Source organism: Nocardia sp. NPDC006044 (assembly GCF_042871115.1).
In the GTDB taxonomy this organism is placed as follows: Bacteria; Actinomycetota; Actinomycetes; order Mycobacteriales; family Mycobacteriaceae; genus Nocardia.
This window is the reverse complement of record NZ_JBIAID010000001.1, coordinates 1,302,630-1,316,880: the sequence shown is the minus strand read 5'-3', so window position 1 is coordinate 1,316,880 and position 14,251 is coordinate 1,302,630. Positions and strand designations below refer to the sequence as shown.

Annotated in this window: 13 protein-coding genes; 5 read left to right on the top strand and 8 right to left on the bottom strand. The window is 65.3% G+C overall.

Features of this window, described 5'->3' with window-relative positions:
- Positions 1 to 296: 296 nt before the first annotated feature.
- Both ACFYO1_RS06150 and ACFYO1_RS06145 read left to right on the top strand, forming a co-directional pair.
- Positions 297 to 1,157 carry a C1 family peptidase gene (locus tag ACFYO1_RS06150; protein ID WP_387227675.1) on the top strand — a complete coding sequence of 287 codons (861 nt, stop codon included), beginning with the start codon at positions 297 to 299 and terminating at the stop codon, positions 1,155 to 1,157.
- A 388-nt stretch (positions 1,158 to 1,545) separates the two neighbouring features.
- The gene (locus tag ACFYO1_RS06145) at positions 1,546 to 3,516 is read left to right on the top strand and encodes a glycosyl hydrolase family 18 protein (RefSeq protein ID WP_387227673.1); all 1,971 of its coding nucleotides are present in this window, start codon (positions 1,546 to 1,548) and stop codon (positions 3,514 to 3,516) included.
- Positions 3,517 to 3,568: 52 nt separating this feature from the next.
- Here the strand turns inward: ACFYO1_RS06145 and ACFYO1_RS06140 are convergent, their stop codons facing one another.
- Positions 3,569 to 4,975 (bottom strand): serine/threonine-protein kinase, encoded by a 1,407-nt coding sequence (locus ACFYO1_RS06140; RefSeq protein WP_387227671.1) that lies wholly within the window; start codon positions 4,973 to 4,975, stop codon positions 3,569 to 3,571.
- 306 nt (positions 4,976 to 5,281) lie between these two features.
- Between ACFYO1_RS06140 and ACFYO1_RS06135 the strand changes: the two genes are divergently transcribed.
- Positions 5,282 to 6,238, top strand: a complete 957-nt coding sequence (locus ACFYO1_RS06135; protein ID WP_387227669.1) for an alpha/beta fold hydrolase — start codon at positions 5,282 to 5,284, stop codon at positions 6,236 to 6,238.
- Between the two features lie 48 nt (positions 6,239 to 6,286).
- Here the strand turns inward: ACFYO1_RS06135 and ACFYO1_RS06130 are convergent, their stop codons facing one another.
- The 3 genes from ACFYO1_RS06130 to ACFYO1_RS06120 all read right to left on the bottom strand — a co-directional run bounded on the left by ACFYO1_RS06130 (position 6,287) and on the right by ACFYO1_RS06120 (position 8,078).
- Entirely contained in the window at positions 6,287 to 6,577 is a 291-nt protein-coding gene (locus tag ACFYO1_RS06130) for a hypothetical protein (protein WP_387227667.1), read from the bottom strand.
- 246 nt (positions 6,578 to 6,823) lie between these two features.
- Entirely contained in the window at positions 6,824 to 7,096 is a 273-nt protein-coding gene (locus tag ACFYO1_RS06125) for a hypothetical protein (RefSeq protein ID WP_387227665.1), read from the bottom strand.
- A 199-nt stretch (positions 7,097 to 7,295) separates the two neighbouring features.
- Positions 7,296 to 8,078 (bottom strand): MerR family transcriptional regulator, encoded by a 783-nt coding sequence (locus ACFYO1_RS06120; RefSeq protein ID WP_387227664.1) that lies wholly within the window; start codon positions 8,076 to 8,078, stop codon positions 7,296 to 7,298.
- Between the two features lie 62 nt (positions 8,079 to 8,140).
- On the opposite strand from ACFYO1_RS06120, the gene ACFYO1_RS06115 reads away from it, so the two are divergent.
- Both ACFYO1_RS06115 and ACFYO1_RS06110 read left to right on the top strand, forming a co-directional pair.
- Entirely contained in the window at positions 8,141 to 8,626 is a 486-nt protein-coding gene (locus tag ACFYO1_RS06115) for a DUF6194 family protein (protein WP_387227662.1), read from the top strand.
- Between the two features lie 224 nt (positions 8,627 to 8,850).
- Entirely contained in the window at positions 8,851 to 9,501 is a 651-nt protein-coding gene (locus ACFYO1_RS06110) for a hypothetical protein (protein WP_387227660.1), read from the top strand.
- Positions 9,502 to 9,514: 13 nt separating this feature from the next.
- On the opposite strand, the gene ACFYO1_RS06105 is transcribed toward ACFYO1_RS06110, so the two are convergent.
- The 4 genes from ACFYO1_RS06105 to ACFYO1_RS06090 all read right to left on the bottom strand — a co-directional run bounded on the left by ACFYO1_RS06105 (position 9,515) and on the right by ACFYO1_RS06090 (position 14,050).
- Positions 9,515 to 10,306, bottom strand: coding sequence for an SAM-dependent methyltransferase (locus ACFYO1_RS06105; RefSeq protein WP_387227659.1), 792 nt, complete (start codon positions 10,304 to 10,306; stop codon positions 9,515 to 9,517).
- Positions 10,307 to 10,622: 316 nt separating this feature from the next.
- Positions 10,623 to 11,360 (bottom strand): Rv3235 family protein, encoded by a 738-nt coding sequence (locus ACFYO1_RS06100; protein WP_387227657.1) that lies wholly within the window; start codon positions 11,358 to 11,360, stop codon positions 10,623 to 10,625.
- A gap of 536 nt (positions 11,361 to 11,896) precedes the next feature.
- Entirely contained in the window at positions 11,897 to 12,652 is a 756-nt protein-coding gene (locus tag ACFYO1_RS06095) for a helix-turn-helix domain-containing protein (protein ID WP_387227655.1), read from the bottom strand.
- A gap of 90 nt (positions 12,653 to 12,742) precedes the next feature.
- On the bottom strand, positions 12,743 to 14,050 hold the full coding sequence (locus ACFYO1_RS06090) for a cytochrome P450 (protein WP_387227653.1): 1,308 nt from the start codon (positions 14,048 to 14,050) through the stop codon (positions 12,743 to 12,745).
- Between the last annotated feature and the right edge of the window lie 201 nt (positions 14,051 to 14,251).

Here is a 14,251-nt window from a genome sequence, read left to right as displayed (position 1 = left end):
CGATTATCCAGGCATGAAGTTTTCTTCGCGGCAGCACGAGGGCACCCCTCTTTCGGGTTGCTGAATTTCAGGAAAAACTACGCCGCGACTTCCGACGGCGGCAAGTGGGGAACGTCCCCAATCCGAAACACGATAACAACACTCAATGCTGTTGCCGCAGTGATGTTTTGCGAGGAGCATTCGCAACGTAGCAACGGAGAGCCCGGACTGTTCCACAGTTCAACAATTTCGGCGTCCGGTGCGCATCGGGCAACTGCCCTAAATTGACAAAACGGACAAATCAACCAGGAGTTGTCATGCGTTATTCAAAACTGCCTGCCGCGATGGCATTCGCGGTCGGCATCGGACTCGTCTCGGTGGGAATCGCACAGGCCGATCCGCCCACCGTGGGACCCGAACTCAAGCACCATTCCTTCGGCTTCGACGTGCAAGCGGCAAAGGCCAATCAGGACAAGGACACCAGCACCGGTTTCGCGCTGCCGGTGCGGGTCGGCTCCGCCGTCGCGCCGGCGTCCTATTCGCTCAAGCAGTTCGCGGCGCCGGCGGGTGACCAGGGTCCGGTCGGGTCCTGCGTGGCCTGGGCGACCGGGTACACCGGCTACGCCGTGCTGATGAACGAGCAGAAGATCGCCGGCGGCCCGATGGCCCCGATGTACATCTACGCGCAGATCGCGAAGGGCAACGACCAGGGCACCTGGGCGGGCGTCGCGCTGCCGATGGAACGCAACCAGGGCATCGACACCAAATCCCACTACTGGCAGGGCGATTTCGATTACACCACCCAGCCCGACGCGTCGGAGCGCGCGAATGCCGCGCACTACAAGCTCTCCGGCGCACAGGATCTGGATTCCGGTGATCGCGTGACCAACATCAAGAATGCGATCGCGGCCGGCCTGCCGGTCCCGATCGGCTTCGAGGTCAGGCAGAGCTTCATGGATCTGGGCCCGGGCCATTCCCGCTACAACCCGTCGCGCAACGAGCGCACGGTCGGCGGCCACGAGGTCACGATCGTCGGATACGACCAGAATGGCGTCACCATCCAGAATTCCTGGGGCGCGAGTTGGGGTGACAACGGATTCTTCACCGCACCGTGGTCCTTCATCACCGGCGGCGACGTCGATGAAATTCACTCGATGGGACGACTTGTCACCGGATGATCGATCACAACATGAGTAGTTCGAAGTCCTGATTCCTGTCGGCGGCACCGCCGGCAGGAACCGGGCGTTTCCACCGATTGCACCTCCTGCAATCTGCTCGGCGTCTACCCTTCAGAACTGGGGAAAACCGACGCTGACCAGCCAAGATCCCCACTCTCACTGGGGATCCGAAGGTCGCCGTTCATGTCATGATTCAAACGGTTGGCCGGAATCGGCGGCACCCCCATCGGCCGGGACAACCACCAGCACAATATATTTCGGTTCTCGTTCGCCTACGATCTTCGGGCCATCGCCGCGCGCACAGAAATGTCGCGGTGAACGATTCGCTGACCTTTATGCGACTTCCGTTCATCGGGGACCGATCCAACGTCCCCATAGGGAGGACCCCATGCGAACGGCGAAATCTACCGGGCTCGTCGCAATTGTCGCGAGTCTATTGATCGGCATAGCCGCGGTGTTGGTGGGATTCACCAACGCACCGGCCCAGACGGCGGCCGCGGCGCCCCCGACGTCCGGCGGTGTCAAGATCGGCTACTACAACCAATGGTCGGTCTACGAAAACGCCTTCTACCTCAAGAACGTCGACACCTCGGGTATGGCGGGCAAGCTCGACTACATGATGTACGCGTTCGCGAACATCCACCCCACCGACCTGACCTGCTTCGAGGCGAACAAGGCGGCCAGCCAGGACGAGAACAACCCGAATGCCGGTGACGGTGCGGGTGATTCGTTCGCCGACTACGGCAAGTCGTTCGGCGCGTCGATCAGCGTCGACGGCACCGCGGACGCTTGGAACGACCCGATCGTGGGCAACTTCAAGCAGATCAAGCAGCTGAAGGCGAAGCACCCGAACCTGAAGGTGCTCCTGTCGATCGGCGGCTGGACCTACTCGAAGTTCTTCTCCGATATCTCCGCGACCGACGCCTCGCGCAAGAAGTTCGCGTCCTCCTGCATCGACATGTTCATCAAGGGCAATCTGCCGAAGGCAGACGGATACGGCGGCCCCGGCACCGGTAAGGGCGTGTTCGACGGCCTCGACCTGGACTGGGAGTATCCCGGTGGCGGCGGCCATCTCGGCAACCACGCCTCGCCGGCCGACCGGGCCAACTTCACCTTGCTGACCGCCGAGTTGCGCAAGCAGCTGGACGCGCAGGGCCAGGTGGACAACAAGCACTACTCCCTGACCGCGGCCGTGGCGGCAGGGCAGGACAAGATCCGCAACTACGAGACCGACAAGCTCGGCAACTACCTCGACCTCGTCAACGTCATGACCTATGACATGCACGGAGCGTGGGATGCTAAGGGCCCGACCAACTTCCAGGATCCGATCTACAGCAGGCCGGACGATCCGATGAACCCGGTGCCGCCGGGCAACGCGAAGTACAACATCGACGAGGCGATCACCGCGTGGACCACGGGCGACAGTTCCTACGGCATCCCGGGTGGCTTCCCGCCGACCAAGCTGACCATCGGCTATCCGTTCTACTACCGCGGCTGGACGGGTGTGCAGCCCGGCAACAAGAACGGGCTGTTCCAACCCGCGACCGGTCCGGCGCCGGGTGGACCGTCCTCCGGCAACGTCCCGGGCATCCGAATGTACAAGGAACTGGCCGGTGTCGTCGACAATCCGTCCCGCACGTTCTACGACCCGGTTGCGCAGGCCGCCTACTTCTACGACGGCACCAACTTCTGGGGCGGCGACTCGCTGCAATCCATCCAGGCCAAGTCGGATTACCTGCACTGCAAGGGACTCGGCGGCGCGATGATGTACTCGCTGGAGAATTTGGACGCGGCCTCGACCCTGTTCAATCAGGTGATCAAGACCGTCAACGGCAGCGCGTCCACCTGCACGCCGCCGACCACCACACCGACGACTCCGCCCACCTCCACGACTACGACCACGACAACCACCACCACGACCGTGCCGCCGACCACGACAACCACCACGCCGCCCACCGGAAACGGTGTGGTCAACGGTGATTTCGAGGCCGGTTCACTGTCCCCGTGGTCCTGCGCGGGCAACCTCGGCACCCTCGTCACCAGCCCGGTGCACGGCGGCAAGAGCGCCCTCACCGCCGCGGCGAGCAGCAGCGACACCGCGCAATGCGCGCAGGAGATCACCGTCGAGCCGAATCACGCGTACACGCTGTCGGCGTGGGTGAACGGCAACTACGTCTACCTCGGCGTCACCGGTTCGGGCACCAGTGACACGTCCACCTGGACTCCGGGTACCGGCGGTGCGTACCAGCAACTTTCGACCAAGTTCAGCACCGGCGCCTCGACCACGAAGGTCACCGTCTGGGTGCACGGCTGGTACGGCCAGGGGTCGTACAGCGTGGATGACATCACGCTGAAGTAGACAGCTGGAATGGGAAGGTGGGCTTCGTGTTACGAGGCCCACCTTTGCCGTGTCAGATTTCGCTGTCGTCCCGCGGCCGGTACGCGAGCCAGCGCGTGGTCGAATGCGCGGTCGCGCACCAGAGCGCGGCGAGCGAAAACACCGGCACCGCACCGAAAATGGCCAGACTCGGGTAGTCACGATCGATGAGTACCGCACCTACGGCGGCCAGGCCGGCGAGCATGACGATCGCCGAACCGACGGCGACCGCCGTTCTTCCGCCGCGTTTCCGCAACAGCAGTGCCATGGCCCCGCCGATCAGCAGCGCCGACAGTGCGGTGACGGCGGCCGCGATAGCGATCATCTCGGTCGCCGCGTCGGTGCCGTGTCCCCTGGCCAGCTCGATCACCGCGCCGACCGCGGGTACCTCGGCGATCAGGCCGAAGAGCAGGGCGAGGACGGCAGCGGTTCTGGCGGTGCCGGCCGACGGTGGCGGATCGGGGACCGGCGACATCTGCTGTGGATAAGCCTCCACCGGACCCGAGTGCTGATTGAGCATCGTCGCAGCGGTGCGGCTTCGCGCGTCGATGGCAGGGGACGGTTCAGGGCGCGTGTTGAACACGGTCGGCGCCGTCCGATACCCCGCGACGGCCGGCCGGCCGGACAGCGCGTCCTGCGCCGCCTCCGCGAATTCGCTACAGCTGGCGAACCTTTCGTGCCGCTGCTTGGCCATCGCGCGGCCGATGACGTCGTCGAGCGGTGCCGGCAGGTCGGGACGTCGCTCGCTCAGCCGCGGGACCGGCTTGGTGATGTGCCCGGCGACGATCTGACCCGGATTCGTTGCGGGGTACGGGGTCTGACCGGCCAGCAACGTGTAAAGCGTGCAGGCCAGCGAATATTGATCGGCGCGATGGTCCACCTGTTCACCGGACAGCTGTTCCGGCGACGCATAGGCGAGGGTGGCGGTGAATGTTCCGGTCGCGGTCAGCTTGGTGTCGGCATCGAGCAATCGGGCGATACCGAAATCGGTGAGGATCGCGCGCGAGGGATGACCGGATGTCGATTCGGCGAGCAGGATGTTCGCCGGTTTGATGTCCCGGTGCAGCACGCCGCGGCCGTGGGCGTAGTCGAGCGCGTCCGCCGTGTCGGCGACGATCCGCACGACATGTCCCGGAGGCGTCGCACGGGGATCCAATCGCGCGGCGTCGGTGCCTGCGATGTACTGCATGGAGATCCAGAGATGCCCGTCCTGGGTGCCGCGGTCGTACACCCCGACGATTCCCGGATGATCCAGCCGCGCAACAACATTGGCTTCCAGCTCGAAGCGCCGCCGCAATTCCTCGTCTTCGGACACCGCGCGGTGCAGCAGCTTGAGCGCGACCAGTCGCGGCAACCGCGGATGCCGGGCCCGATAGACCGTGCCCATCCCGCCCTGTCCGAGCACGCCCTCGACGAGGTAACCGGCGAACGAGTCCCCCACCCCAAGCACCACGCCCCCTTCCCGTCGAGCATCCGGATCGAGGCAGCATAACCCGTGTCCGTTTCGGGGTGGCCGGTCCATACGGGGTGACGCGAACAACATCGGTAGGCCGGATTCGCAGGGAAGCGCTCGACGATCTTGGCGATCCGGGCCAACCGCCGCAGCCCCGGCGGCCAGACGAACAGCCACCTAGGGTGGTGATCTGCTCCACCTCGGAGGTCCGGGCTCAGCACTCGGGGGCCTGCTGCCGCGGGCGGATCCGGCGGAAAGTTGTAGGTGTCACCACCAGCGAACCCGGAGCCTCCGATGCCGAACTCCAACACCATCGTCACCTCGGCCGAGCGTCGTGCCACAGTTTCGACCGAAGACGGGGTGGCGCTGGCGGTTCGTGAATACGGGCCGCGCAACGCGGAGCTCACCGTCGTTCTCCTGCACGGGCATTGCTTGCGCACCGAGTCGTGGACCTACGTCCGCGACGCGCTGGTTCGCCAGTACAGGGGGGCCAAGGTGGTCAGTTACGACCATCGCGGGCACGGCGATTCGGGCGCGGCGTCCCGGCAGACCTACAACCTCGAGCAGCTCGGCCACGATCTGCGCGACGTGCTCGACGCCGTCGCCCCTACCGGTCCGGTCGTGCTCGTCGGTCACTCGATGGGCGGCATGGCCGTGCTCACCTACGTCAGCCAGCGTCCGCACGAAATCGGTTCGCGCATAGTCGGAGTCGGGCTCATCGCGACCGCGGCGAGCGGGCTGGCCGACGCGGGATTCGGGCGGCTGCTGCGTAATCCGGTCGTTTCGGTGTTCCAGGCGGCGGTCCGGCGGGCTCCGGTGCTGATGCAGCACGCGAAGCTGTTGGCCTGCAAGGTCTTCGCACCGGTGATCCGGATGGCGGAGTTCGGCGATCGCAAGGTCAGTCCGCGGGTGCTCGCGCTGGCCAACGCGATGCACAACGAGACACCCATCGTGACCATGGCGAGCTTCTTGAGCGATTTCATGGGCTACGACCGGACCGACGCGCTTCCGGTGCTCTCTACGATCCCGACCCTGGTGCTGTGCGGTTCCGCCGATCTGATGACCCCGGCGTCGCACTCCGTCGCACTGGCCGCCGCAGTCGAGTACTCGGATTTCGTCCTGGTCGAGGGTGCAGGGCATTCAGTAATTCTGGAGCAGCCGGGGCGGGTGGCCGAGGCCGTTGCTCGCCTATTGACGCGAGCGGGTGGCACCGGTAGGAGCCGAGCCACTCACCTCACACTGGTCGCATGAACGAATGGACGCGTAGCCGCAGCGGCCACGCGTCCATTCAACGTTCGGTCAGGAATACTTGCCCTGCAACGCGATAACGAAGCCACCGGCGCCGTTGGCGTCCGTTCCGGTGTCGAGCACCTTGTCGTCCAGGAACGCGGCGGCCTCCTGGTCCAGGAAGATTCGGGAGCCCTCGGCGGTCAGGACCTGGTCCTGTTCGGCCGGAATGGCGGCCACTTCGAGCTGTAATGTCTCGGCGCCGTCCACGGTGGAGATGCGGAGACCGGCCTCATCCGGCGTGCCTTCCGCGGACGTGATGGTTCGAACGACCTCGATGGCGGTGGGGGTGAGCATCAGCATGTATTCGTTTCCTTCCCGCTGTCGTGGCAGCCCACCGAGTACCGGTGAACTGCGGTCCCGCCGACCAGCCGTCTACGCGTTTCCGCGCCGACGGCCCGTATCGGCGTTCTCCAAGGGGTAGCCACATGCCGCTCCCCGAAACTCCTTTTCTCGGCGCGGTACCTGTTCCCCCTGGTCAGAGGAGGATTGTGACCCTGACCGCACCAATTCGGCTAGCGGCCAGCGGCGTGGCCTGGTAATCGGCCGTTACGCGGAGCGGCCTCGCGACTTGACCCACTGGAACACCAGCAATACCGGCAGGATGAACGCCTGGAAGAACATCCAGTACGAGCCGCCCTCGAAGAGGAAGGCGAGATAGATGCCGTAACCCACGAACAGGGTGCCGAAGACGGCGTTGAGGATCTGGCCCACGTTGCCCTGTGATTTGGTGAAAGAGAGGGCGAGCATGGCTACGCCGCTCACCAGCAGTAGGACCACGTACCACGAGAACTGTGGGTCGGCGCTGAAGTCGAGATTCACGGATTTCCCCCATCGAAGTTTGTCCAACACAGAGTTCGGCGATGCCGAACAAGCCCCCCGAACGGGGGAATCGTGCCATTGCCGTCGGACGATCGCAAGTCGGAGATGCACGACACTGTCGGCCTCGATCGAATTCCGCTTGCTTTCAATCGTTTTCAGTCAGGAATCGACCTTGTGCGAAGTTGTCGCGAGGTGGTCTTCATCGGCCGAGGCCCCGCTGCCGAGGTGGGCCGAACGGTGAATCCTCTTGCGTCGAATCATTTTTCGTACCGAGCGAAATCACGATGCGCAGTTCCGCGGCGGCGTCGAGGAGCGCGGTGGCGCGGGCGGTGAGGCCGGCGTCGCGGGCGGCGAGCGCGGCGTGCAGGTCTTCGGATCGGTGGGCGCTACGCAACTCCGGCATCACGGCGCGCAGGTGCGCGATCCGGTAACCGGCTTTTCGGAGTTGATGGACGATGCGGGCGTCTCGAACCTGGCTCGGCGGGTAGTACCGGGCACCTTGGTGTGTCTCGTCGCGTTCCGGAATGACCAAACCCTCTGCGTCCCAATGCCGCAACGTCGAGGTGCGAATGCCGAGCGCGTCGGCCAGTTCGGCGATGCTCATCGAGTCGGAGCCGCGCACGTCATCGATCGGTTCGAGGGAGATCAACGCTGCCGCCTGTTTGGCATGCCCGAGTTCGACGCGCTCGGTGTGCAGTCGGGCGTGCGCCGCGTCGAGCAGGGCGAGGGCCTCCGGGATCGGGCCGTGGTGGAACGCCCGCAGAATCCGCTTCGCCTCGATGGGGCCCGCGCCGGCCGCGAGCGCTCGGTAGGCCAGCGCCGAATGCTGATGGATATCCCCGTAGATCCGATGACCGGTGGCGGTGCGGGCCGCGGGCGGCAGCACGCCGTCGCGTTCGAGATTGCGCACCTGCTGGACCGAGTAGCCCGCGCCTCGAGCGATATCGACCGTGCGTTTCACCTGCGATTTGAGGTTTGACAAGTAAATCTCCTCGTAATGCCACGCAAAGTCCACACAAGCACTTGAATGAGACGCTGGAACCTATGACCATAGACGAGATCATCGATTTCATGGCCGGCCTCGACGGAGTTCTCACCCTCCGCCCCACGGCGGGAACCGACTGGCCGGAGATCAGTTGGGGCGACACCTTCTTCTACTACTCCCCCGATGGGGTGATCCCCACCAGAACCCAGCCCTTCGCCACGGTGGTCACGAAGGACTACCCCGGCGAACCCAGCTCAGATCTGCACCGCCCCAACAGCTTCCGAGTCAACATCGCCGCCGGTAAGACAGCCTTCATCGAATGGACCGGCCACACACCACGGCAGCAGGCCACCGACGTGGATTACCGCGTCACCGACACCGTCCTTCCCCACCCCACCTACAGCTCTGCGGGGTGGCTCTGCGTGGTGAATCCGGGGGCCCGGACCGAGACGACGACACGTGAGCTACTCCACAAGGCCTACGAGCGTGCCCGTTCGCGCTACGAGCGCCATTCGAGCTCGGAGCAGACCCCCGCTCAGCAGTAGCAATGTGCCACAGCTAACACTCAGCTAGCCTTGTCCCGCGCGACTCGCCGACCTACCTTTGACGCATATCTTCATGCGGTATAGCTATCGTCGGCGGGACGCCCGAGACGTCCACGATGTCCCGCCGACATGTCCGAAAACCCGTTCTGACGCGCGGTGCCGCCGTGCCAGCAGTCCGAATCGAAGGCAGTGTGCGCATGCATGTATCGACGAAATTCGTTGCCGTGTCAGTGCTGACGGCGGCAATCGTGGCAGGTTCGCTGAGCACGGCACAGGCCGACCCCGAACCGGCCGGCCTGCACTACACCGCACAGGCAATCGGCGGCTCGATGGTCCTGTCCACCGACGCGGGTTCCCTCGACACCGCCGACGACAAGCTCGAGATCCGCGACGACAGCGGCAACCTGATGGCGGCGTTCCCGCTCGGCTACTACCGGGACAACCAGCGCTGGCCGATCGCCGCCCGCATCGACGGCAACACCGCGACCCTGACGCCGAGCGTGGACCCCGCGAGCGCGACCCCGGCGCCGGGCACCACCGACCAGCTGAACGACATCGCCCTGGACCCGATGTCCCCCGCTTTCGGCGCCGCGCTGTCGACCTTCTCCACCATCGTCGGCATCGGCACCGCGCTGGGCACGATCATCGGCACCCTCGTCGGCGCCTCCCTCGGCTGCTTGCTCGGCGGCCTGCTCGTCGGCGGCGCCGCGACCATTCCCACCTTCGGCGCCCTCACCATCCCCGGCTTCCTCGGCGGCTGCATCGTCACCGCCATCCCCGGAGCCGCCCTCGGCGCGATCGTCGGCACCATCGTCTTCGGTGTGCCCGCGATCATCATCGGCGGGATCTTCCTGGGTGGGGCGCTGGCGGGCTGAGCGTTCGAAGTACTTACGACTTCGTGCAGACGCAGCCCAGGATCTCCACGCGGGTGGTGGGCGAATCGTCGTCGAGCCAATCCTGGATGGGTGCCAGGCCAGGATCGAGCATCTCGAAACCATCGAGATAGGTGGCGATTTCGGTGCTCGAGCGCAACGCGGGGACGGCTGAACTCCCCCTGGTCGCCGACATCGCCTGCCGGATGAAGTTCGAGTCGGAATCGCTGGTCGCGTGGGTGAGAACCAGCAGACTGCCCGGTGCCATCACGGCACGCAATCGAGCGATGATCTCGGCCGGGCCTTCGTCGTCCATGATGAAGTGCAGGACGCCGACGATCAGCACCGCGACCGGCCGCGCGAAATCGATCAACGCTTCCGAACGCAACCGCTCGATGAGGTCGTCAGGATCGCGGAGGTCGGCCCAGATGGGCGTCTGCCCGGACGAACCCGACAGCAGCGCGGTCGCGTGCGCGTGCACGACCGGATCGGAATCGACCGAGATCACCCGCACCGACGGATCGATCTCGCGGGCCACCTCGTGAACCGACGGCGAAATCGGAATGCCCGCGCCGACATCGATGAACTGACGAATCCCCGCTTCGGCCGCCCGGGTGACACCCTGCAGCAAAAACCGGCGACTCATCTGCGCCAACGCCTTCGAATCGGGCGCAACCAGCAAAACCCGCTCGGCGTACTCCCGATCCGCCTCGTAGTAGTCCTTACCCCCGAGCATGTAGTTGTAGATCCGCGCCGAATTGGGTTTGAACGGATCAACCCCCATCGGCACTCGCCTGGAATCCGACACTTCACCTCCTCGGTAGCGCGCCGATCCTAGCAACCTGGGCTCAGCTCGCCGGACGATCGCATCCGATTGGCGCAACACCCAGATGCATAACGCGGTAAGGGATTACCAAACCTCTGCGCAACCACGCCGGGGCGCGACGCGTGGCATCGTCAACCTGCCGACGCATCTCGATCGGCCCGGCACGCCGACTACGACCTGGACCGGCCAGGCAGAATCGCGACCGGTACCGCACCGTGATCAACAAGCAGCCGCCGCCTTGCACTCTCTCAACGAGGCGAGCCTGCTTCGGGCATGACGAACCGAATGCGACTCGCGATCAGCGCACTCGGAGGGCGGTGATGCGCCAGCCGTCGGCGCGCGTGCGGGCGATGCGGGCGGCGAGCGCGAAACGACGGTGACCTCGGGCGTAAGCGGCGAACAGCTCTGCGGCGGAGTCGTCGATCATCGCGACGTCGACTCGTTTCAGTACCGCTGTGCCCAGCTCGCGGCCCGGCACGAAGTCACCCTTGACCAACGTGCGTACCGCGGCGACCACCGTGGCCTCGGCCATGCCCGCGAGGTGCGCGACCGGCCGGCGGCGATCGAGCACCTCGAGTGCGATACGCAGGGCTTGGTCGGAGAACTGCCGTGCATCGCTCTCTGCTCGATTGATCGAGCGGGATCCGACTGGTTCTGCGTACGACGCGCAGCGCGGATCGGTCCGGCGAGAGCGGTCGCCACGCGTTGTCCCTCGAAGTCGGCGGGGTTGCCGACCCGGGGCGGCGGACGTCTCCGTACATCGCCGGTGATAGTCCGCTGATGGTTCGGTACTGGGTGCCGGCGACGGCGCGGCAAAGCTGTCCACTTCGAGTCCCCCTCGGTTCACGTCGCATCCCCTGGCGATCGGATCGCGAAAGCATGCCACGTGCGTTTCTGCCCGTCCACCAACCAAGCGACCGCTCTCGCCGCTGAAGGTGCACTGCCTGGTCAGCACTCGGTGCGGTCCCCTCCCCTCCAGATGGGGGACCGTACTTGCTCGCACCGGGCAGTGCACCTTCAGCGGCGAGAACCACATCGATTCGGGCGCATCGGCCTGATGCGTACGGGTGGCCGCCGACAGGACGATCGGGCACCGCGAACCTATCGAGGTGCAGGGTCGTCCTGAGGGAAGATTCGGGCCGCCAGCTGCAACGATCTACTCGCGGATGGCGCGGCGATTCCGGTTACTGCGACCGAAGAACAGTTCAGTTTTCTGAAAGTTGTTCTCGGTCCCGTGGTTCCGCGCACGGATTCCCGATTATGCGGGGGCCGAATATGTTTGGGCGTCGACAATCCCCAATTCAATACACGGCCAAGCGCCGCAACAGTTTCGGTCGTCGGTTGTTTCGTCTCCTCGATGCCGGATTCGATCAGGTGACCGGATCGTTAACGGTCTGCGCCCTACGGCTTTCCAAGCGTCACGATGAAGTCTTTGACCACGCACGTTGCTTGTCAACCGTCCCGAGGGCTCGTCGCGCGCGATCACCAACGCGTCCAGCAGCTTTCGAGGACTGAGGGAAAAGAATGTCTACAACTTGTAGCACTTCCCGTGTTCTCGGACACCACTCCGGATCACGGCGTCTCGACCGGGATCAGGGAATGGAAGAGCACCGGCGGCAGTGCGGGTGTGCTGGTGCGCGGCAGTGGGTTGGCGTCCCGGTGGACGTTGACGTAATAGAACCGCTGACCGGTGTGATCGCGCAGATGCAGTCGCGCGCGGCCGGCGTAGAACCGTGCCGTCGGCCGGGTCGACATGATCCGGAATTCCGGCGCCGCGGACATCCGCTCGAAGACCTGCCGATCGGCCTGATCCGTGAAATGGTGCCGTAGCTGAGTGGCGGTCCAGACACCGAGATGCGTTTCCGGCCACCAATCTTCGCTCAGCACATGTTTGGAACGATGGTCGAGCACCAGCCACTCCAGAAACGAGCTGCCCGCGTGCACGCCGGGATGGAGCCGTTCGTAGGCGGCATTCGCCTCCAGCACCCACAGCAACCCCGGGATCAGCAGCGCGGCGGGAAAAGGCATGCTGTGCACCCACGCCTTGTCCCGCGGTTCCGGGGCGGTCCGTGCCCCCGGCATGGCGTGCTGGAGCTGAATGCCTTGCACGAGAATCTCTTCCAGACTGTGCAGATCGGGCAGCCCCAGCGCGGTAGCGACGGTCGCCAAGGTGCGATGGGTCACCTTCCTGGCGCCCGACTCGTACGCCTTGATCGTCGCAACCGACAGGCCGGTGAGATCGGCCAGATCCTGCTGGCTGAGCCGGGGGTCGGCGTCGAGCCTGGCCTTCGCCAGCCGATCCCGCACTGCGGCTTGGCCGGCCGTCAACGTCGGTCGATTACCTGCCGGCGCCGAACTTCGGCGAGCGGGTGCCGGGTGATCTTCGTTCTCTCCAGAGGTCCTCTGAGCCATAGCGATTCACACTCGTGCGGGCGTGAGCCGAACCGGCAGGTACTGCGGGGCCGCGGTAAGGATCGACTCGGTCATCGGGATTTCGGCCGGAGCGGCGGCGAGGCACAGGTCGGGGTAGCGCGCCAGCAGTGCCCGCAACGCCACCTGTCCTTCGAGCCGAGCCAGTCGGGCACCGATGCAATAGTGCATGCCGAGACCGAACGCGAGATGACTCGGGCCACTGCGTTCGGCCAGATGCACCCGCATGGGGTCGTCGAAGACCGCGGGATCGGTGTTCGCCGCGCCGAGCCCCACGATGACCACCCGGCCGGCCGGAATCTCCACCGGCCCCAAAGTCAATGGCGCCGTGGTGTATCGAAGGGTGGCGAACGGTCCTGGGCTCAGGATGCGCAGCACCTCCTCGACGTAGGTCTCGATGCGATCCGGATCGGCGGCGAGTTCGTCGCGAATTCCGGGGGTCAGCAGCATGATGCTGTTGGCGATCAGCCCCCGGGTGGTTTCGTATCCGGCGGCCAGGAGCACGGTGGTGTTGGTCGCGATCGCCCGGTCGGCCGCGGCGATCCGGTCCGCGGTCGGCAGGCCGGCAAGCGCCGGATCTTCCGCGACCGCGGCATCGCAGCGAATGATCAAGGTACCGAGCAGGTCGGCCGGCAACGGGTCCGCCGATGTGCGGGACACCAGGTCGGCTTGCTGCCTGCGGTGCTGCACCTGCCCCATGAGGTAGTAGGCGAATTTCTTGCTCGCCTGGGCGCGTTCTCGACCCGGGTTCTGGGACAACAGCATTGTGTGCACCCACTCACCGAACTGCTGATGATCCTCGGCCGGGACGCCGAGGATTTCGCAGATCACCTGCACCGGCAGGGGTGTGGCGTACGTCGGCAACAGATCGACCGGATCATCGGGGGACGCGGCGAGGTCGGTGAGCAGCCGCTCGGCGATTTCCAGCACACGCGGCTGAAGAGCGGCGACCGTGCGCGGCGTGAACGCGTCGGCCACCAACGCGCGCAGGCGGGTGTGCTCCGGCGGATCCGACCAAGGCAACCGCTCCGCCATCGCCAGCGCAGGCAACGTGAGGTCCGCGAACTCCTTGACCTGCGGGCTGGTGGTCGCGGAGGGATTCTTCCGCAGGCTCTGCTCCCCCAGCGCCTGCCGGGCCAACTTGTAATCGGTCACCAGGATCGCCGTGCCGCCACCGGGAAAGGTCACCTCGTGCACCCCACCGGCTTCCCGCAAACCCGGGTAGATCTCATACGCCCGCCGAAAGAAATTCTCCGGCAACTGCACCCGCGGCGGCGGATTGAGCGAGGTGGTCATCCGAACCCCTGTCCCCTTGTCTCGATCGGCGCAGACGCACGCTGTACCCCCGCCACCGCCGGGGTTCACCCCCGCTGCAGACGATCATGCAACATGAATAGCAACAGGTTCCAGTTTTGGGCGGTGCGGGTGGAGTTGGCAACGGATCCTTTTGCGTCAGTCATCCCGCCGAAACGGTTCTGACGGAACGTCGTCGTAGAG

Bases quoted from the DNA above. Each gene is read 5' to 3' on its own strand.
- ACFYO1_RS06130 (WP_387227667.1), bottom strand. From the start codon at position 6,577: ATGCTGATGCTCACCCCCACCGCCATCGAGGTCGTTCGAACCATCACG.
- ACFYO1_RS06100 (WP_387227657.1), bottom strand. From the start codon at position 11,360: ATGTGGTTCTCGCCGCTGAAGGTGCACTGCCCGGTGCGAGCAAGTACG.
- ACFYO1_RS06090 (WP_387227653.1), bottom strand. From the start codon at position 14,050: ATGACCACCTCGCTCAATCCGCCGCCGCGGGTGCAGTTGCCGGAGAAT.
- ACFYO1_RS06135 (WP_387227669.1), top strand. From the start codon at position 5,282: ATGCCGAACTCCAACACCATCGTCACCTCGGCCGAGCGTCGTGCCACA.
- ACFYO1_RS06115 (WP_387227662.1), top strand. From the start codon at position 8,141: ATGACCATAGACGAGATCATCGATTTCATGGCCGGCCTCGACGGAGTT.
- ACFYO1_RS06150 (WP_387227675.1), top strand. From the start codon at position 297: ATGCGTTATTCAAAACTGCCTGCCGCGATGGCATTCGCGGTCGGCATC.
- ACFYO1_RS06145 (WP_387227673.1), top strand. From the start codon at position 1,546: ATGCGAACGGCGAAATCTACCGGGCTCGTCGCAATTGTCGCGAGTCTA.